Below are 19,858 nucleotides of genomic sequence, written 5' to 3'. Positions count from 1 at the left end.
TCGTGATAACAACGAAATTCATAGGAAAAACATGTCAAGAAAGTGTCCACTTACAGGAAAAAGACCTCGTTGCGGTAATAGCTACACAATCCGAGGTATTGCTAAAAAGAAAAAAGGAATTGGATTAAAAACCACAGGAAAAACCAAGCGACGTTTTTATCCTAACATGGTAACTAAGCGTTTGTGGTCCACGGAAGAAAAGAGATTTTTAAAAATGAAAATTTCTGCTTCAGCACTTCGTTTAATTGATAAGCTAGGTCTTGAAACTGCTATTTTACGAGCTAAGAGTAAAGGTCTCTAGTCTTCTTCCTTTATTTTCCTAAAAAGAGGAATATTTATGTCTTTATTAAGGCGCCATGTTTCTCTTTTGCGAGCTCAGGGCCAGCTTGTTGATGTTTATGCTCCTGTAGATCCCCATTTAGAATTGGCAGAGATTCATCGTCGTGTTATCGAAAGCCAGGGGCCGGCCCTTCTTTTTCATCATGTTGTTGGTTCTAAATTTCCTGTAGTCACGAATCTTTTTGGGACGCGCCATAGAGTAGATACATTATTTTCTCGTGTTCCTGATACACTATTTTCACAAATTGCCCAGCTATTTTCCTCTCCCCTTAAAATAAAGACGCTATGGGAAGCTCGTGGCCTTCTCAAACGAGGGCTTTCTTTAGGGCTACGTAAATCCCGATGGCGACGGTTTCCTTTTCTTTCTTCCTCTTCTGTAAACCTTCATGAGCTTCCGATGCTCACAAGTTGGCCTGAAGATGGCGGAGCTTTTCTTACTCTTCCCCTAGTATATACAGAATCTTTAGAGAGTTCCTCTCCTAACTTGGGGATGTATCGCATGCAAAGGTTTGACCATCAAACTTTAGGGCTACATTTTCAGATTCAAAAAGGGGGAGGGATGCATTTCTATGAAGCTGAAAAGATCCAGAGAAATCTTCCCGTTACGGTATTTCTATCTGGAAATCCTTTTTTGATTCTATCTGCGATTGCTCCTCTTCCTGAAAATCTCTCGGAGATCTTATTTTGTACCTTCCTACAGAACTCCAAGCTCTTGTATAAAAAATGCCCTCCTCACCCACATCCTCTTCTCCTTGACACAGAGTTTATCCTTACGGGAGAGGCTATTGCAGGTGAACGTCGTCCCGAAGGGCCATTTGGAGACCACTATGGATTTTATAGTCTACAACACGACTTTCCCATATTTCGCTGCCATAAGATCTACCATAGGAAAGATGCTATCTACCCCGCAACAGTTGTAGGTAAGCCCTATCAAGAAGATTTCTATCTTGGAGAGAAACTTCAAGAGTACCTTTCTCCCCTATTTCCTTTAGTGATGCCAGGAGTACGTGCACTGAAAAGCTATGGAGAAGCAGGATTCCATGCTCTTACTGCAGCAGTAGTGAAAGAACGCTATTGGAAAGAATCTCTTGTTTCTGCTTTGAGAATCTTAGGAGAGGGACAGCTTTCCTTAACAAAGTATCTTATGCTTACAGACCAAGATGTAAATTTATCTAGGTTTTCAGAGGTTTTAGAGGCGATCTTAGAAAGGCTCCTTCCCCAGCGTGATCTGATTCTATTTTCAGAAACCGCAAATGACACCCTAGACTACTCAGGGCCAAGATTAAATCAAGGCTCTAAGGTGATCCTTATGGGAATAGGCCCAAAGAAGCGAACGCTTCCCCATATTTATCAAGGTTCAAGACTTCCTAGAGTATGTGATATAGGAGTATTCTGCCGGGGATGTTTGGTACTAGAGCTCCCAAGCGATAGAGATGTTGAGAGTCTTCTTCATCATCCTTCTCTCAGCTCTTGGCCTTTGGTAGTTCTTACGAATAACCTTCAAAGATCCCTTCGTAGTGAAAAAGACTTTCTCTGGTCCACATTTATCCATAGTGCCCCTGCAACAGATATGCACATCTACCACCAGGGAAGAGATGCTTTTCGTCCACAATATCTCTTTCCAATTATTTTAGATGCTCGAGCCAAGACCTCTCATCCTAGAGAGGTAGAAGCTAACGAAGAAATCTCTAAAAGAGTTTCTAAACGTTGGAGGGAGTTTTTCCCTAAATCATTTTAGATTAAAAAGATATTCTTTAAAAAGACTTGATAAATTAAATAATTTTCATAAACACTGCAGATCCCTGAGTGAATTAAAAACGGGGGTTTCCATGAAAAAAAAACAAGCAACCTTACGTATTATTTTCGTTGTTGTTACTACTGTCTTTTTGGGAGTACTTGCAAAAACAACGAAAGAAGAAACTTATAATACTTTCTTAAAGTCAGAAGAACCTGTGATTTTTTCAAAGCAAGCTCACGAAGATGTACGGCAAGTTCTATGCGATGCTATAGACCATGCTGATAAAGAAATCTCCCTTCGTATTTACAATCTCCAAGAACCTTCCATCATTGCGAGCCTCGCAAAGCAAGCAGAAAATCACCTTCCTCTCACTATCGACTATCAAATGTTTAAAGCTAGAGAAGCGTTTCCTAAGACGAGTAATGTTACTCTTACAGAGCATCCCAGGGAAGGCCGTAAACTTATGCATCAAAAAGCCCTCGCTATAGATAAAAAATATGCCTGGATAGGATCTGCAAATTATACTTTTGACTCTTTAATTTTAGATAGCAACCTAATCATTGGCATAAAGAGCTCTGAACTTTGCGACCATATCAGCGCAAACACCTCAGGGTCCTTCGTGATAAATAAACAACCTTTAGAATACTTTGTCCTTCCTAAAGATGGCAGTAAGGCTTTATTTTCTGTCCTGCAAATCCTTAACAAAGCAGAAAAAACTATCTGCGTAGGAATGTTTGCCCTTACCCATCCAGGAATTCTTCAAGCGCTCCATGATGCTATGCAACGTGGCGTTGCTGTAGAGGTTATCATTGATAAAGGCTTTAGAACTCCTCTACAAGGGCAGCTAGAAAAACTCCAGCTGAAAAACTTTCCTTTTTCAATCAAGACTACTCCTCATAAGCTACACCATAAATTTGGAATTATTGACAGGAAAATTCTGATTACTGGATCTACAAACTGGTCTGAAGCAGGGTTTGGCTTGAATGATGAAAGCTTAATTATCCTTCATAAGCTGACAAAAACCCAAAACCAGAAGCTCGATAAAATTTGGGGAGATTTACTGAAATCTTCTCAAAGGTATCCTCAAACAGGAAAAGATCTCCATCAAAACGAAGAAAAAAAAGCAGCATAAAACTGCTCTCTATTCATCATCTTTTTTCTGGAAGAGAGAAAAAGTCATTTCTAAGACACCTTTGTTTCTAGCAATCACCCAAGCTTCTGCAGCTGCAGCAATGGCTTGGGAGGCTGCTGTTCCCAGGTGAATTTTTTTCTTTCCTGTAATCTTCACTTTAGAACAATGCTCAGAATCTTCCTCTTTTCTTTTGCGAGGGTCCCTATCTTTATCTTTTTTATGATGGTCTTTATCTCCACGCAATTTACGGAAATCTAACTGCACATTGCGAAGCTGAGAAAGAAACACCTTTACTTGCTTTTGATTTAACAATTTAAATCGATGGCGATTTTTTTTATTTTCCTTCTCCTGTTCTCCAATAGCGATAAGCGCCATGCGTATTGCCTCGTTCTTGGCGATCTCCGCAGAGATTTTCATAGATAAGGGAAAATAGCTATTCTCTTGATGCGGATCTTTTCCTGTACCCTGACAAGGAAAAGATCCATAAGGATCAAAACAAAGTATTTTCATAGCGTTCATTAACTCCCAATATCCGTAGAGGTCTTGCCACTTTCCTCCTCTTCAGAAAACATCTCTATGAAGAAATCCTCGTCTCTTTTCCCTTGATCTGAAGCACTCCCCCCATCATCATGAACGCTAGAAGCTTCAGGTTTCCCTTGAACCACAAATCGTGATGCAGATCCCCCATATGGCTGAGGAGGACGCAAGATAATTGGAGGCTCTACAGCGACGTTTCTGTACTGATAAATCAAAGGATCTGGAGGACCTCCAGGTCCTTTATAATGCTCTAAAAGATGCTTATATTCCTGCGTACTTCTAGGCAAAGGAGCTAGCGCAGAAAACCCACTAAAAGAATCAAATTGATACGAAGAGCTCACGGCATCATTACCTAAAGCACCTCCGATTCCACTCTCCACAGCTCTCGGAATACCCTCACGAGGGATCGAGGTTAAGTTCTTGCTGCTGCTTTCTGGTAAATGAAATTCTGTAGAAGAAGGTTCTGAGTCTTTAGGAAACCAAGAAGAATCCCTAGCTATGGGAAAGCGGTATCCTCCTTCAGAAGATTGCGAAGGGGTAAAAGGTATATCCATAGATGCCTTCTGAGAGCCTCCTGATGAAGAAAATGTTCTATGAGATTCTAAACTTCCAAAAAATGAGGTTTTCTTTGCTTTACTTGATGAAGGGTGCGCAATAGTCCCAGAAATCTTCGGTGGAGGAAATCTTGTAGAGGGACTCGACCATGAAGAACTTGTTTCTGGAACATAAACTTCTCCATATTGCGACTTCATCAATAAACCCGCCATAGCTCTGGCGAGCATCTCCTGATCCTCTTGAAGCTGCTTTTGGCTCTCTTTTTTTTCTTGAGCCTTAGCGTTATCCTCAATCACTCCAGAAGAAGATACTCCCATGGCCATCCCAGGCTTATTTTCAACCACATCCGTATCTACAGATTGTGCAGAGAAATCCCCTTTAGAAGACAGCGGAGTTGCTAAGGTCTCCATAGAAGTACTCGCTAAAGCATTTTCTAAATCTGCAAGGTCGATCATCCCTTCATTTGTGGTTAGAGCTGCCCTACGCACAAGGGAGGAAGTCTCTATATTAGGATCCAGAAGTGTACTTATTGCCTCTCCCCCTAAACGCGCAACAGAACACAAATTCGAAGATTCTTCAAAAGAAGCAGCTTTCTGAAAGGAACCAAAAGAAGCTGTAGAGGAAACCTCCGATGCACTAAGATTGCCTTCTAAAAGCAAGGGAGTCCTCAAATCTGAAGATTTTAAGCTATCAAAAGATAACATGGACACATCTGAAGAGCTCTCTCCCATACTCACGGCATCCAAATAAAACCTCTGCATCTCTGGAGAAACTCGGTTTTTCTTAGGCATCATAGAAATTTCCGTAGGGATCATAGAAACTCCCTCTCCACGAGCTTCAGCATTACGCGCAGAGACACGAGAAGCCCGAGAACCAAATCCTTTTAAAAAGCCCTGCACCCCTGCTTTAACTCTAGAAAATGGGCCCTTTAAACGAGACTTAGGAGATGAGGAAGACTTCCTCTGCGTCTCACGGTACTTCGCCTCATTGATATTAGTCTCTGTTCCATAAGAAGCCGCGGCTCCTGATTGGACAAGACCTTCCTGTTTTTCTGCAGCCGTAGAAGTAGACTCCGACGTAAGGGAAGATTTTCTCCCCACTGAAGATTCTCCCGTAGTTCTTCTAAAAAGCGAAGGATCTATGTTCCCAGATCCTGGAGAGACATTGCCACTTCCAGAAACAGACATAAAGTTCTCCAAAAAATAAAAAGAAAAACACTTAACTTTTTATTTAATTTTAAAAACAAAAAATAATTAATTCAAAAAAAACGACTTAAGACAAAAGAAAAACAAAAACCTAAAACGCAAATAAATAAATAAAAAAAAACGCAGAGAGACAAACTCTCTGCGTAAAAAAACCAGAAATAGGAGAAAAGAGGAGGCGGGGAGGTGCAAGAAATGTGCACAGCTTTAAGCTAGGAGGACCTCAAGGGTCCGGCTGCTTTCATAAGAAGATTGTAGAGATCTCCATATGAAAGCAGCACCTAACTCTCAAAATTCACCCAGGCCACCTCGAAAAACCCCATTGTCGGGATAGGTCCCGCTCTGCTTGTTTTTTTATTAAAACCGTTTCTTTTTGAGCTTATAAACGTATTGAATACTTGCCAAAATTATTTTTATCGACAGAGGCAAAACCATCTTGGTAATTAAAAATCAGGATCTTTCCTGTATCGTGAATCTGATCCTCTAAGAGAGAATGTACAAGTTCATCATACTCTTTAGCTCGCATTCTCAATATCTTCTCTTCCTTAGAAATGAGAAACTTACCCTTTTTCGCTTTTTTCTTTTCTACGTTTTTCTTTAAGACTTCTACTGATTTCTTCTGGATCACTTTTGCCAAAGCTTTCCCGTTTCTCTTTCTCTTTGATTTAGTTAAGCTCATGAAAAACTAGAAATTATTAATTTATAAAATTAACTATTTTAATAATAACCCCAAACCATTTTAAGATAAAAACAAAAACAAAGATTAAAAAAATAAAAACACCTGAAATCATTTACACTGTGGAAGCTAGATAAAGGAATCCCTTCGGAATCTTCTTAAGAATAAATCCGAAAACAAGTAAAAGGTTTATAATCTCAGAAGATTGCTTTCAGCTTTAAGCTAAGGATTTCGAAGATGTTTCCTCCCCCAGCTCTCCTGATCTTATTGTTGTGTTTTTTAAGCTTTCTCTTTCTCCCTCAATATCTTCCAGAATTTCTTCCTCTATTTTTTACTCCCTATATTGTAAGACTGTTTTGGGGAATTTCTAAGAAGCAAGTACTTATATGGGCATTCTTTGTAGGACTATTTTGTGATATTAGCTCCTCATATATATTTGGGATTCATACATTACTCTATGTAAGCTCAGCAGCATGTACCTATGGGCTTAAGCGGTTTTTCCTTAAAGATAAATTCTTTTCCTTACCTCTAGTAAGTGCGATATTTTCCTTTGTATTTTCTTCTCTCGCCTACCCTTCCCTGGCAATCTTTACTCATAGATACTGTTGGGATGCCTCTTTAATTCTTCTCGATATAAGGCACGCTATTCTTATTGATTTTCCTTACAGCACACTAATATACTTGCTACCTTTTCTAATCTCTTTGGGAAGTTGCAAAATAAAAAAACTTAGAGGTTTATCATGCTATTAAAAGGTTTACCTACAGCAGAAAAAATTCTCTCTCAATTAAAAAAAGAAATTTCAGAGTCTGCTTCAAAACCAGGACTAGCAGTGATTCTTATTGGCAACGATCCTGCTTCAGAGGTCTATGTAGGAATGAAAGTAAGAAAAGCTTTAGAACTAGGCATGATTTCTAAAGCACATTATCTCCCTTCAGACTCTACTCTTTCCTCTGTTTTAAAATTAATAGATCGCCTTAACCAAGATCCAACTATCCATGGAATTTTGGTTCAACTTCCTCTTCCTAAACACCTAGATAGCACAGTCATTACACAAGCAATTTCTCCAGAAAAAGACGTCGACGGCTTACATCCTATAAATATAGGAAAGCTCCTCCTTGGCATAACAGATGGATTTGTCCCCTGCACTCCTGCAGGAATTCTTGAACTTCTTAACTTTTATGACATTTCTCTATCCGGGAAGCACGTCGCAATTGTCGGTAGAAGCAATATTGTTGGGAAACCTCTAGCAGCACTCATTATGCAAAAACATCCCCTAGCAAATGCTACAGTTACTATTTTACATAGCCATTCTCAGAATCTTCAGGAAATCCTTAAGAAAGCTGATGTGATTGTTGCTGCATTAGGGGTACCTCTGTTTATCAAAGATACCATGGTATCTTCACACGCTGTCGTTATAGATGTCGGAACTACAAGAATCCCCACAACTGACAAGAAAAGCTATACCCTTTTAGGAGATGTAGATTTTAACAATGTTGTCACAAAATGCGCAGCAATTACTCCTGTCCCTGGAGGAGTAGGGCCCATGACAGTAGCAATGCTTATGAGGAATACTTGGCAAGGATATCAAAAATCCTCTTCTTAGGAATTCTTTTGGTCTTATGTCCTTCTTGCTCTACGAAGACCACAACACTAGAAGGAATCCAAATGACGATTCCTTATCGGATTGTATTGGCCAAAAGCCTCTCCTCTAAAGAAAAAACCCAACTGCACAAACAAATTCTTGCAGTCTTTCACACTATTGATACGACCTATAACAATTGGAATCCCGACTCAGAAATCTCAAAAATTAATAGAGCTCCAGCACACCTTCCCCTACAACTCTCTATAGAGCTCTCGGAATTCTTAAAGCAGGTAGATACACTTTATACTCTATCTCATGGGCGCTTCGACCCAACTCTAGGGGCTCTGAAAACCCTCTGGCTCCTCCACCTCAAGCAACACACTACTCCCCAAGAAGAGCTCTGGAAGGCCTCCATAAAAGAAACAGGGTGGGACAAACTAAAGATTGATTTTCAAACACATACGCTAACCAAAACCTCCTCGCTCCATCTAGATCTTTGTGGGATCGTTAAAGGTTACGCAGTAGATCGCCTTTTAGAGACCTGCCAGAAATTTTGCAAAAACGCTTATGTAGAATGGGGAGGGGAGATTAAAACCTCTGGGAAGCATCCCTCAGGGAGAGTGTGGCAAGTCTTTTCTGAGGCAACATCTTCTATTATCCAGCTAGAAAACTGCGCCATTGCAACGAGCGGAAGTTCCTGTCAACACTGGTGCGTAGAAGGGAAGGTCTATACCCATATTCTCAATCCCTATACAGGAAAACCTTTAGAAGAAAGAGAGCATCCTCTTCAAGCAGTATCTGTTGTGCATCCTAACTGCGCTTATGCCGATGCTTTAGCGACAGTTCTGATGACCTTCTCTTCTAAAGAAGAAGCCCTAGCCTGGGCTAAAATCCAGGGAATTTGTGCCTATATTAACGATAGCGCTTCATAGCTGCCGCGATCTCGCGCTCTTTTTCTCTAGTAATCAATGCTTGGCGTTTATCATAAGCTTTCTTCCCGCGGCAACATCCTAAGCGGACCTTCACATAGCCGCGGCTAAAAAACATCCCTAAGGGAATTAAAGAGATGCCCTTCTGCGAGACCCTGCTCTCTAACTTGCGAATTTCATAGCGATGAAGAAGCAACTTGCGTTTCCTTCGCTCTTCATGATTGTAAATATTGCCAAAGCGATACGGGGCAATGCTCGCATTTAACAACCACGCCTCCCCTCGAGAAATACTCACATAGGCATCCCCAAGATTCCCCCCATGATCACGTAAAGATTTTATTTCCGTTCCGGTCAAGATGATCCCTGCTTCTAAGGTATCTAAAACCTCATAGTTATGCAGTGCCTTGCGGTTAGAAACAATATCTTTGGAAGCCATAGTTTGCTCAAAATAAAGACCAGAAAGCAAGTATAGCAAAAATCCCTTTTTCTTCCTTGGTTCTCCTTTAGCTTGGCCTCTTTCAGAGAAAAATATCTAGAAGACCATAAAACATCTTTGTAGTAATATCCCGCTCTTATCGCTAAAGGTACCTCCCCCAGAGAGTTCCTATTTGCGATAAAGAAATACTAGGGAAAGTCGTTTACGGACTAGGAAGTTATGAAATTTGCGATCTCTAAGAATGAGTTAGGAAGCCTGATAAAAAAAATACAGAGTGTAGTTCCTCAAAACACTCCCATTCCTGTGCTTTCTCATGTACTTATGGAAACAAACAACGACGAGCTTGTATTTACAGCTACAGATCTTACCGTAAGCACTCGTTGCGTTACTAAAGCTAAAGTCTATGAGAAGGGTGCTGTTTCTATTCCTTCGAAAAGATTTTTCCAACTTATTAAAGAACTGACGGAAAACAACATAGAAATCTCTGCGATAGCGGGAGAAATGGCTCAGATCACTTCTGGATCTTCCTGTTTCCGTCTACTTAGCATGGGGAAACAAGACTTCCCTATGCTTCCGGATATGCAAAATGCTGTCCGCTTTACTCTCCCGACAGAGCAGCTCAAAGATATGCTGCAAAGAACCTCCTTTGCAGTGTCCCGAGAAGAGAGCCGCTATGTACTTACTGGCGTGCTTCTCTCCATAACAAATGGAATCGCAACAATCGTAGGGACAGACGGAAAGCGTTTAGCAAAAATTGATGCAGAAGTTTCCTTAGATAAAAGCTTTGTAGGAGACTATATTATCCCCATCAAAGCTGTAGAGGAAATTATCAAACTGTGCTCTTCTGAAGATACTGAGACAACAATCTTTCTAGATCAGGATAAAATTGCTGTAGAGAGTGATAATACCCTGCTCATCACCAAGCTTCTCTCTGGAGAGTTCCCCGACTTCACCCCTGTAATTTCTACACAAAGTAGTGTGCAATTCGACTTGCATAGGGAAGAGCTCATTGCGCTATTGAAGCAAGTAGCTCTATTTACAAACGAAAACTCTCACTCTGTGAAGTTTACCTTTACTCCTGGAGAACTTACCCTTACGGCAAATTGCACAAAAGTAGGGGAAGGAAAAGTCAGTATGGCTGTAAATTACTCTGGAGAGCTTTTGGAAATTGCTTTTAATCCCTTTTTCTTCTTAGACATCTTAAAACATAGTAAAGATGAACTTGTCTCCTTGGGAATCTCTGACTCCTATAATCCTGGGATTATTACCGACTCTACGCGAAGCTTATTTGTAATCATGCCGATGAGGCTACACGATGATTAATGAAAATCGTATCGTTAACACTAAAAAACTTCAGAAGCTATAAAGATACTGAGGTTTCCTTTGCTCCTAGAGTAAATTACATTTCAGGAAGTAATGCTCAGGGAAAGACAAATCTCCTCGAAGCATTATATATTTTGTCTTTGGGAAGATCTTTTCGTACCCAACATCTCTCTGAAGCTATAGCATTTGGAGCTTCTTACTTCTTTTTAAAGATCGCCTTTGAGAAGTTCTCTTGCTCTCATACCCTTTCCATCTATGTAGACAAATATGGGAAAAAGCTCCTTTTTGATAACGCTCCAGTAAAAACCCTCTCTGAAATGATTGGGAAAGTCCCTATGGTTCTATTTTCTTCTAAAGATCGCTTATTGATCTCTGGGGCTCCTGCAGACCGTCGTTTATTTTTAAATCTCCTTCTCTCTCAATGCGATCCTTATTATACCCACACTCTTTCCTACTATCAACAAGCTCTTCTGCAAAGAAACGCTCTTCTTAAAACCAAAAATACTGCAACGATCTCTGTCTGGAACGAACAGCTCGCTAAACTAGGAGGATACATTACCTTTCAAAGATACACATGCTGCGACAAACTCAATGTCCTTATGCAAAGCTTATGGTCTAATCCCCTAAAGGAACACCTCCTGCTAAAGTTCAAGAGCTCCCTCATAAAAACCCCAGCCCCCAAGGAAGAAGAACTCTCCCAAGAACTCCTTAAGCAGCTCCTTCACTCCCTCCCTCGAGATCTAGAACTCAAAAGCACCTCTGTAGGGCCACATCGAGAGGACTTTACCCTCATGATGAACCAAGAACCTGCATCAACTTTCGCTAGCGAAGGACAAAAACATAGCTTCTTAACTATTCTCCGCCTAGCAGAAAGCCTTTATCTCCAACATCATCATAATCTTTCCCCCCTTGTGTGCATCGATGACCTCCATGCCAGTCTAGATTCCCAAAGAGCTTCTCAACTTCTTCAGCTCGCCCCAAATTTCGGTCAAACTCTAATCACCTCTACACAACCACTTTATACTCTCCCTGAAAATAGCAAGTCCCTCCACATCAAAAATTCTTGTATCTACTAACTTTTCATCGTTTTTATTCTATAATCAAAGGTTTTATCTATTATTAATTTCTAATAAAACATTTTTATTCTTGGAAAGAATAAAAACAGTTCTTTTTTAATAAAAAACAGATTTAAAATGATTATAGCGGTGGACAAATGAAGAATTTTTTATTAGCTCTATTCTTTTTAGTTTTTGGCTCTTCTATTTTTGCGAGCACGTCTATAATTCAAACTCTTCCTTCTAAGATCGAAGGGTTTCAAAAAACCTCTCAGCAAAAAGAATCTGTTGTATGTGTGCATGCGTTTTTAAGATCTTATAGATCTTTAAAGCCTATTGGAAAAACTCTAGAAAAAGAAAACTACGATGTTTTTATCTGGAACTATGAAACACGAAAATTTACCTTAGAAAGACACGCTGAGCATCTTATTAGGCTGCTAAAAAAAATTGCTGAGCTCAAACCTGGAGTTCCTATAAATTTCGTGACACATTCTATTGGGGGAGTGATCGTTAGAGTCGCCCTATCCCACCCGGACTGTCCCCAGGAAGCAAAGCATGGGAAAGCTATTCTCATGGCGCCTCCAAATGCTGGCTCCCATCTAGCACGACGCTACCGCAGTATTAGACTTGTACAATTTATCTTTGGAGGAAAGCTAGGACGTCAGCTCCTTACCTATTGCCCAAAGAAAATGCTTAATGTTGGAAAGCTCCCCAAAACTGTGGATGTGTTAATCCTAAGTGGGAATCGCCCTAGCCGCTTTATTCCTTTTCGTATGCCTCTTGAAAATGACGGAAAGGTCTGCATTATAGAGACTCACCTAGATACCCCACATAAATCCTACGTTATCAATACAAACCACACCTACATCATTACAGATCGTAAGTCTCTATATTTAACTAAGGAGTTTCTAAAGCACGGGAACCAAACACTAACAATCAATCAAGTTCCTGAAACCTTAGAACAGACTGTACTACAGGAAAAACAAAAGGAATCCCGATTACAAAATCAAAAAAAAGATATCTATATCATTCACTGCTTAGGATCACGCCCCTATCACCTATATGGGTTTCCCAAGAAATGGTCTTTTAACCAATAAAGCGAAGTAAATCCTGTAAAGTCAAGAAGATAAACAAAAGAATCAAGAGAATCATAAAAGGAACAATGATCTTCTCTACAACTCCCATATTTAAACGCTTACGAGTAACCATTTCCCAAAGACTCAGAAGAATATAGCCGCCATCTAATGCTGGCACAGGTAAAAGGTTTAATACTGCTAAGTTCATGCTGATCAGTCCTATCCAAAATAAGACTTCTGAAAAGCCTACAGACCAACCAGAATGGAGAACCTGAACAATACCAACAGGACCTGATAGCCATTGTGGGCTTAAACGACCGCAAACTAAAGCTTTCAACGTAGCAAAACTATCCTTTACTGTTTTGGCAATCAAAACACTAGGAGTAGGGTTGTACTTAACCGTCAAGTCCTTAAGGGGAACTCCTAACGATAACTTTTCCTTTTCAATTTCAAGGCGCTCAAGATAATAACGTTGCTTTTCTCGATTTTTGACCCTCTTAGCTAATTCCCTTTGCCGATTTAAACTCTCTTCAGAATAAACATACACCCAAGATTGTGGCTGAATTGGATCTAACAAACGATATTGTCCCAAAGAACGAATCGGAGAAGATCTACCAATACTTTGAGTAATCTTTAACAGATCTTCAGGGGGAAAAGATGAAATGAAGCGCGCATCAGCTAAAGACGCTGGCTCTTCAGTAAGCTCTTGAGGATCTAAATGCTGAATAACTAGAGACACTCTATGTGTCTGTACTAACCTTAAAATATCCGCACTACTAGAAACAGGCGTGCCATCAACAGCTAAAATCTGATCTCCCAAGTGAAGTTTTTCCTTAAGCTGAGGTAATGGAGATTCTGGATCTATAGGAGAGAGTTCTCCTTCTACATAGCCATAACTATTAATTATATAAGGAAGCGTATACAAAGACGTCCATTTTCCTTTTAAGCCAGCTTCATATTGCGTATCCATAAACTCATTGCGCACATAAGGAACGAAATATAACGTACTCGCCAATACTCGAGGCTGGCGAATAAAGAGTTCTTTCCCCTCTCGAAAGACCTTAATAAAAGCATATGCTTCATTAAGAAGCTGTGATACTTGAACAGAAGAAAATAATAGCTCCCCATCCATCCAAACCAAGCGGTCTCCTTCTTTTAAACCCGCATGGCTCAAGGGAGAGCGCTCAGACATCGGAGCATTTCCCCGGAATAAAAGGTAGCTTGCTCCAATACAAGGCACCCCTTCCCTACTAGGATCAAACTCCGCCTCCAAAGAAAGGTGTTCTTCAGGAGCAAATAAATAACTAGGGCGAAATACATCCAAAGCTAACTTTCCTTCAAGAAGAGCCTCAGCAACGATCTCTTTATCGCCCATATAAGGTTTTCCATTGCACAGGGAGATTTGATCTCCGACTTGCAATCCCTTATCTTGTAAAATAGGGTGCGCCCAACCAACAAGCTTAGTACACTCCCCAAAATTCTTACTTCTTCCTCCTGAAAGATATAATGCTCCAAAAGCCACTGCTGCTAATAAGATATTCGCTAATGGACCCGCAATAAGAACTATAATTCTTTTCCAGGGTGCTCGGGAAAAAAAACCTCGAGGAATATCATACACAGATACAGCCTGACCTTGGGCATCTTTCCCCTTACGCTCCATCCCCTTAATACGGACATAGCCTCCAAAAGGAATTGTGCCTACACGGTACTCCATCCCGCCAACCACTTTTTTAAATAAAGCAGGACCAAAACCGATACTAAAAGCTTCGACATCCATGCCGACAGCTTTTGCTGCTAATAAATGCCCTAGCTCATGAATCAACACTAGAACTCCCAAAACTAAGGCTGCAAGAATAAAATAAATTATCGTCATATACTTCCCTATATACCTTGAGCAAGAGCACGAGCTTCTTCATCTGTAGCTAAGATACTCTCTAATGTTGAACAGTCGTATACACGGTGCGCATCCATGAGTACCTCGAGTTTCTGCAAAATCTCATGCCAAAAAATCTGCTTTGAAAGAAAGCGATGCACTAAAACTTCATTCGCAGCATTAAAGAAGCTCCCTAAAGAACCTTTTTCCCTCAGCACCCGACGTGCCATGCGAATACTTGGAAACGTCTCTTCATCTACAGGATAAAATTCTAACACATGTTTTTTAGCAAAATCTATCCCCTCCTGAGGAGCTGGAAGCCTGTCTGGAACAGATAATGCATATTGGATAGGAAAGAGCATACTCGGAGGATTCATAATGGAAATTACACTCCCATCATGAAATTCCACCATACCATGAATCAAACTTTGCGGATGAACAACAGCATCTATTTCGGAATCTTTAAATCCAAATAACCAAGATGCCTCTATAAGCTCCAAAGCCTTGTTTACAAATGTTGAAGAATCTACAGTAACCTTTTTCCCCATACACCATATGGGGTGCTGCAACACATCCTGGATCGTAACTTTCATGAGCTCATCTCTAGATTTTCCAAAAAATGGCCCCCCAGAAGCTGTAAGAATTAACCTCTTCACGCTTTGAGGATCTCGAGACTCTAAACATTGAAATAACGCATTGTGCTCACTATCTATAGGCAAAATCTTCGTGTCATACTGCTTTGCTAAATTAGAAATCAGCTCTCCAGCACATACTAAAACTTCTTTGTTTGCTAACCCTAGCGTTTTCTTCTGTTTGATCGCTTCAATAATTGCAGGCAAAGCACAAATCCCTGAAGATGCTGCTACAACATAATCCACACTCTCTTCTGTAGCTACAGCTGTTAATCCCTCTTCACCTAAATGCATCTCCACATGAGGAAACTTTTGCTTTGCAAGAGCGTATACCTCCTGATCATACACAGAGGCAATCTTCGGAGAAAACTCCTCTAACTGTTGGAAAAAGATCTCTGGAGTGTTGCCATAAGAAGCCAAAGCAACAATTTTAAACTTCTCAGGAAAACGCCTGACGATATCTAATGTTTGCTTACCAATGCTCCCAGTCGAACCTAAAACAGCTAAATATTTCAAAGGGACTCAAGTGTTGATTATTAAGAAAAACGATCATACCTTGAGCATTAACGACTTGTCAATTCTCTATTCATGTGGCTTTCTTAATAATTTTTTAACAAAAATTTTTCCATGAAGCAAAGTTTGCACAAGAGCATACATTAACGACAATAAAAGCACGGCAATTCCAGAGGTAGACAACCCTACACCGAAAGAGCTCAAAATAGATCTTGAGAGTGCTGGAGAAAGAAAAGCTGTCGTTATACTAAAGACCAATGACCACCCCATCATGCCAAGTATTGATTGGGACAAGATTTTTGCAATTAAGCCTGGGATTAATAAAAATGCCAAAGCCATAAGTACACCTACTGCTTTAAACGCTCCAACAAGGCACAAGGAAAGCTGAAAGACGATAAGATAATCAACAATCTTTACAGGGATCCCTATAGTGGTAGAGAATACAGAATCAAATGAGACGCAGGTTAAGCTTCGGAGTGTGCCTAAAATAATAATGATATTCATAAAGAGAACAGCACAAACTGGAAAAATATCCTCTTTCGTTAAAGAGTCTGCATTCCCTAAAACTAACTCTGTTCCTATATGGGCATTCTTCGTCATAAAGACTAGAAGCACTAGGCTTAAAGAAAATAATAGCGAAAAAACTAAAGCAGTACTACTTTCTTCAGAAACTCTAAAAGTATTCCGAACAAAATAGATTAAAAATCCTGTTAATAATGCTGTAACAACAGCTGAAAGGGTAAGTGCACTTAACGATAACGTCATTAATTGATGAGAAAACAAACAGATGCACACCAATCCAAACAGGACCGTGTGAGAGACTGCATGGGCATACATTGCCATTTTTTTTAAGACTAAAAAAGTGCCTCCAAGAGCTCCTGAACAGGCAATTACAAGAAAGACTATCACTTGAATATCATCAATGTACAGGTGTTCCCCAAAAAGCTTTCCCGAAAACATCCTAGAAAAGAAAATGATAAAAAACTCTAAAAATGATGCTCCATAATATGGCGAAAGAGCCATAGCTACTCCTTCTCCCTTTTAAATTCAGGAATTATCTGATTATGAGGATCGTAACTAGGATCTCGCAATCTCTCTGTAAGTTCACTATCTAACTCATCTGTCAGGACATGCTCAACTTCTTCAGCAAAATTATGTACTTGTGTTTCATTAAAATCTAAGGAATGCACAAGATAGGATTCCCATAATCTATGGGCCCTAACTAACTTTGCCGCAGTAAACTTCCCTTTTTCTGTAAGCTGATAGCGGTAGTTCTTATATTCCACAAGCTTCTGAACTTGTAATAGCCATATTCTCCATTTAGGAAAGGGCTTTGGCCCAAAATACTCTTGATACTTATAACAACAGACGAAATCTCCCTCCCCAATATTCTCATGACCATCTTCAAATAAATACCAAAAAACTTTCAAAAGATGTTCTTGATGCTTAAGAAAGCGAAAGCGGATCTTTCGAAAGGAACGCACTACCCAACCAGATTTTGGAGAAAATAAAAACGCCAAACACGCAATTCCCCCAGCACAAATCACTACAAGAGGCCCCGTAGGCAAGGTAACTTCTAAGTACTTTTGTCCTATAGTTGTCGAACATGTCATTGCTACAGAAACATAACATCCTACTGCACCACATACTCCGCCAAAACAAGTAGAGAGCATAAGAATCGAGCTTAACCGATCTGAAAGCTGACGTGCTGCTAAAGAGGGTCCGACAAACATCGCTGAGATCAAAACAATCCCTACACTACGTACTCCACTAACAATTACCAAAGCTACAAATATTAAAATTACAACATCAGCTAAAAATGTATTTAATCCACAAGTCTTAGCATAATCCTTATCAAAAATGGTCACGATCACCTGATGATAAAACCACCAAAGAGTCCCCAAGGACAGAAAAAATACAAATATAGCAACTATAGCCTCAGTGAATCCTAAAGTAGCTGCCTGCCCATATAAATATGCATTTATACGATTATACAAAATTGGACTGCTATCTTTGACATAGCTTGCCAAAATGACTCCAATAGCGAAAAACACCACAAGAACAAAACATAAAGCAGCATCTTTATGCATTCTTAGGGTTTTCTCTAAAAAAAAAATCGTACTATAGCCTAAAATTGCAGCAAGACAACCGCAAATAATAATGACTAAGGTGCTATTAAAAAAGCTCGAAGCCCACTGAGAAAGTAGGGCACCAAAGAGTAGCCCTGGATAAGAAGCATGAGATAGACTCTCACTTAAAAGAAGCTGGCGGTTGACTAAAAGAATCCCTCCCCATAAAGCCGTCGTCATACAAATCCAAACGACAGCAATAAAGCTAGATAAAAAAATCGCATTAGAAAAAATACATGTTGGCATTCTAATAAGCTCCTAAATGCTTATCTCTAGATAGCTTTAAGGAGTGCTCTAACAAGTCAAGTTCACAACCATAAGCTTGAAAAATCGTTTTACTATTTAAACACTCCTGCGTAGGGCCCCAACACACTAAACGCTTGTTCAATAAAATCACATGATCAAAAAGCTGACGGATATGACTAAGATCATGATGGACAACAACAACAGTCTTCCCCTGATCTCTTAGCTCTTTTAAAATATTCACGGCGGTTTCAAAAGATGCCATATCAATAGCAGCAAATAACTCATCCATAAGATAAAGATCTGCTTTTTGCATCAACGCCCTAGCTAAAAAAGCTCTCTGTTGCTGTCCTCCAGAAAGTTTCCCAATTTGACGATCAGCAAACGTATGCAACCCGACCTTTTCTAAGATCTCCATAGCCTCTCTACGATCATCTGCTGTGATCCTTCCCCACATACCTTTGTAGCCATAACATCCCATCAAAACAAGATCTAATACTGTCATAGGGAATTCCCAATCTACACTCGCTCTTTGCGGCATGTATGCAATTCGTTGACGTACTTTAGAAAATTTTTTATCAAAAAAACGTACAGAGCCAAAAGAAGGCCGGATTAAACCCAGAGAAGCCTTTAGCAAGGTACTCTTCCCAGCTCCATTAGGTCCCAAAATCGCAGTTAAGGATCCTCCTTTCAAAGAAAAAGAGACGTGACAAAGAACATCGATATTTTCATAATTCACGCATAGATCATGTACAGACCAAAATATTCTATCTTGCTTATTCAAAAATTATTCCTCCGAGCTCTTTGGTAATCAGACTCACATTATGTTTAAACGTCGTAAAATAATCTGTATCTACATTATCACTGTATAAAGCCCCTTTAGCTAAACGCACAGTATGGCCCTTTCCTAAGCATGAAACAATTTTTTTAAGAGCATCTTGATTTAAAGTATCTTCAGGAAAAACAACTTCTACCCCATGCTTATGTATGTAATCTACCACAAGCATAATGTCACGAATGCTAATTTGCGCTTCAGGAGATAACCCCTCAGGAGAAATACAACGCTCTTTCCAAGCCCCAGAAATCCCCTCTTCAGGAGTTGCAAGATATCTTTTTGTAAAATAACTAAATGCATTATGGCCAGAAACCAAATATCTTCGATCTTCTGGAATAGATTGCAAACACTTCTCCGCCCAAACGTCTAGCTCCTGCATCTCCTGAACAAGCTTATGGGTATTTTCTATGATTTCTTTCTCCCAGTCTGGAAAGTGCATCACAAGTTTTCTAGAAATTTCCTGCACGCCTTCAATCCATAGTCCTAAATCCATCCAAATATGGGGATCATAAATTCCATCCTCTTCTAAAGGCGTAAACACTCCTTTCTCCACTAAAAGAGCACTAATATTTACAACTTTAGGATTCCCCTCTAAATGCTTTCTTAAACTTAAGGAGTGTTCTAAACCCAAGCCATTACAAAAAATTAATGAGCTTAAAGCCATTTTATCCTCATCACCTTTAACCATTTCATAAGCATGGGGGTCTAAGGATCCATCTATTAATACTATCGCATGTAGCTTATCTCCAATGATACGAGAAACACAATCATGGATCATTCTATTCATAGATAAAACATAAGGCTTGTTCTCTTGTTCTTGCTTCAAAGAAAAAGAACATCCAGAAGCAACACAACTAATAAGACAGCTCAATAAAACCTGCGAGATCATTGTTAAAACACGTCTTATTCTATTCATACAAACCTCGACTCATTTCTAAACGGATGTTCTAGCATGATTCACAAACATCTAAGGATATAAAAACATCAAAAAAAATCCCATTATTTATATAGACATGAATATAAGATGCTTCAAATACATGCTTAAAAAGCTG

18 protein-coding genes are annotated in these 19,858 nt (G+C 39.7%); 8 read left to right on the top strand and 10 right to left on the bottom strand.

The window, feature by feature from the left end; translation table 11 throughout:
- Positions 1-31: 31 nt before the first annotated feature.
- The 3 genes from rpmB to G5S_RS03545 all read left to right on the top strand — a co-directional run bounded on the left by rpmB (position 32) and on the right by G5S_RS03545 (position 3,209).
- A complete protein-coding gene (rpmB, locus tag G5S_RS03555) occupies positions 32-301 on the top strand; it encodes a 50S ribosomal protein L28 (RefSeq protein WP_013712828.1) in 270 nt (89 codons plus the stop codon).
- A gap of 36 nt (positions 302-337) precedes the next feature.
- Positions 338-2,077: a menaquinone biosynthesis decarboxylase gene (locus G5S_RS03550; protein WP_013712827.1), complete on the top strand. Its 1,740-nt coding sequence runs from the start codon at positions 338-340 to the stop codon at positions 2,075-2,077.
- Between the two features lie 91 nt (positions 2,078-2,168).
- Positions 2,169-3,209, top strand: coding sequence for a phospholipase D-like domain-containing protein (locus G5S_RS03545; protein WP_013712826.1), 1,041 nt, complete (start codon positions 2,169-2,171; stop codon positions 3,207-3,209).
- A 9-nt stretch (positions 3,210-3,218) separates the two neighbouring features.
- Here G5S_RS03545 and G5S_RS03540 read toward each other — a convergent pair whose 3' ends face one another.
- The 3 genes from G5S_RS03540 to ltuB form a co-directional block, all read right to left on the bottom strand.
- Positions 3,219-3,719, bottom strand: coding sequence for a hypothetical protein (locus G5S_RS03540; RefSeq protein ID WP_013712825.1), 501 nt, complete (start codon positions 3,717-3,719; stop codon positions 3,219-3,221).
- Between the two features lie 8 nt (positions 3,720-3,727).
- A complete protein-coding gene (locus G5S_RS03535; RefSeq protein WP_013712824.1) occupies positions 3,728-5,488 on the bottom strand; it encodes a hypothetical protein in 1,761 nt (586 codons plus the stop codon).
- A 394-nt stretch (positions 5,489-5,882) separates the two neighbouring features.
- Positions 5,883-6,182 carry a late transcription unit protein LtuB gene (gene ltuB / locus G5S_RS03530; protein WP_013712822.1) on the bottom strand — a complete coding sequence of 100 codons (300 nt, stop codon included), beginning with the start codon at positions 6,180-6,182 and terminating at the stop codon, positions 5,883-5,885.
- 737 nt (positions 6,183-6,919) lie between these two features.
- On the opposite strand from ltuB, the gene folD reads away from it, so the two are divergent.
- Together folD and G5S_RS03515 are read left to right on the top strand one after the other, a co-directional pair.
- Positions 6,920-7,783, top strand: coding sequence for a bifunctional methylenetetrahydrofolate dehydrogenase/methenyltetrahydrofolate cyclohydrolase FolD (gene folD, locus G5S_RS03520; RefSeq protein WP_013712820.1), 864 nt, complete (start codon positions 6,920-6,922; stop codon positions 7,781-7,783).
- Between the two features lie 62 nt (positions 7,784-7,845).
- Positions 7,846-8,694 (top strand): FAD:protein FMN transferase, encoded by an 849-nt coding sequence (locus tag G5S_RS03515; RefSeq protein WP_230672925.1) that lies wholly within the window; start codon positions 7,846-7,848, stop codon positions 8,692-8,694.
- Here the strand turns inward: G5S_RS03515 and smpB are convergent.
- On the bottom strand, positions 8,675-9,127 hold the full coding sequence (gene smpB, locus G5S_RS03510) for an SsrA-binding protein SmpB (protein WP_013712818.1): 453 nt from the start codon (positions 9,125-9,127) through the stop codon (positions 8,675-8,677). The genes G5S_RS03515 and smpB overlap by 20 nt on opposite strands.
- Positions 9,128-9,346: 219 nt before the next feature.
- Here smpB and dnaN point away from each other — a divergent pair, with 219 nt between their 5' ends.
- The 3 genes from dnaN (at position 9,347) to G5S_RS03495 (ending at position 12,602) form a co-directional block, all read left to right on the top strand.
- Entirely contained in the window at positions 9,347-10,450 is a 1,104-nt protein-coding gene (gene dnaN / locus G5S_RS03505) for a DNA polymerase III subunit beta (protein ID WP_013712817.1), read from the top strand.
- Positions 10,450-11,526 (top strand): DNA replication/repair protein RecF, encoded by a 1,077-nt coding sequence (recF, locus tag G5S_RS03500; protein WP_013712816.1) that lies wholly within the window; start codon positions 10,450-10,452, stop codon positions 11,524-11,526. Before dnaN ends, recF begins: the two co-directional genes overlap by 1 nt.
- A 137-nt stretch (positions 11,527-11,663) precedes the next feature.
- Positions 11,664-12,602 carry an esterase/lipase family protein gene (locus G5S_RS03495; protein ID WP_013712815.1) on the top strand — a complete coding sequence of 313 codons (939 nt, stop codon included), beginning with the start codon at positions 11,664-11,666 and terminating at the stop codon, positions 12,600-12,602.
- Here the strand turns inward: G5S_RS03495 and G5S_RS03490 are convergent.
- The 6 genes from G5S_RS03490 to G5S_RS03465 form a co-directional block, all read right to left on the bottom strand.
- Positions 12,592-14,454 (bottom strand): site-2 protease family protein, encoded by a 1,863-nt coding sequence (locus G5S_RS03490; protein ID WP_013712814.1) that lies wholly within the window; start codon positions 14,452-14,454, stop codon positions 12,592-12,594. The genes G5S_RS03495 and G5S_RS03490 overlap by 11 nt on opposite strands.
- 8 nt (positions 14,455-14,462) lie before the next feature.
- A complete protein-coding gene (dxr, locus tag G5S_RS03485) occupies positions 14,463-15,602 on the bottom strand; it encodes a 1-deoxy-D-xylulose-5-phosphate reductoisomerase (protein ID WP_013712813.1) in 1,140 nt (379 codons plus the stop codon).
- A gap of 66 nt (positions 15,603-15,668) precedes the next feature.
- On the bottom strand, positions 15,669-16,622 hold the full coding sequence (locus G5S_RS03480; protein ID WP_013712812.1) for a metal ABC transporter permease: 954 nt from the start codon (positions 16,620-16,622) through the stop codon (positions 15,669-15,671).
- A gap of 2 nt (positions 16,623-16,624) precedes the next feature.
- The gene (locus tag G5S_RS03475) at positions 16,625-17,974 is read right to left on the bottom strand and encodes a metal ABC transporter permease (RefSeq protein WP_013712811.1); all 1,350 of its coding nucleotides are present in this window, start codon (positions 17,972-17,974) and stop codon (positions 16,625-16,627) included.
- Between the two features lies 1 nt (position 17,975).
- Complete coding sequence (locus G5S_RS03470) at positions 17,976-18,755, bottom strand: metal ABC transporter ATP-binding protein (RefSeq protein WP_013712810.1); 780 nt, start codon at positions 18,753-18,755, stop codon at positions 17,976-17,978.
- Positions 18,748-19,722, bottom strand: coding sequence for a metal ABC transporter solute-binding protein, Zn/Mn family (locus G5S_RS03465; RefSeq protein WP_013712809.1), 975 nt, complete (start codon positions 19,720-19,722; stop codon positions 18,748-18,750). The genes G5S_RS03470 and G5S_RS03465 overlap by 8 nt, the downstream gene beginning before the upstream one ends.
- Positions 19,723-19,858: the final 136 nt, after the last annotated feature.

Origin of the sequence: Chlamydia pecorum E58 (genome assembly GCF_000204135.1) — a bacterium.
Taxonomy (GTDB): domain Bacteria; phylum Chlamydiota; class Chlamydiia; order Chlamydiales; family Chlamydiaceae; genus Chlamydia; species Chlamydia pecorum.
The sequence above is the reverse complement of the archived record's forward strand: the minus strand, read 5'-3'. Positions and strand labels throughout refer to the sequence as shown.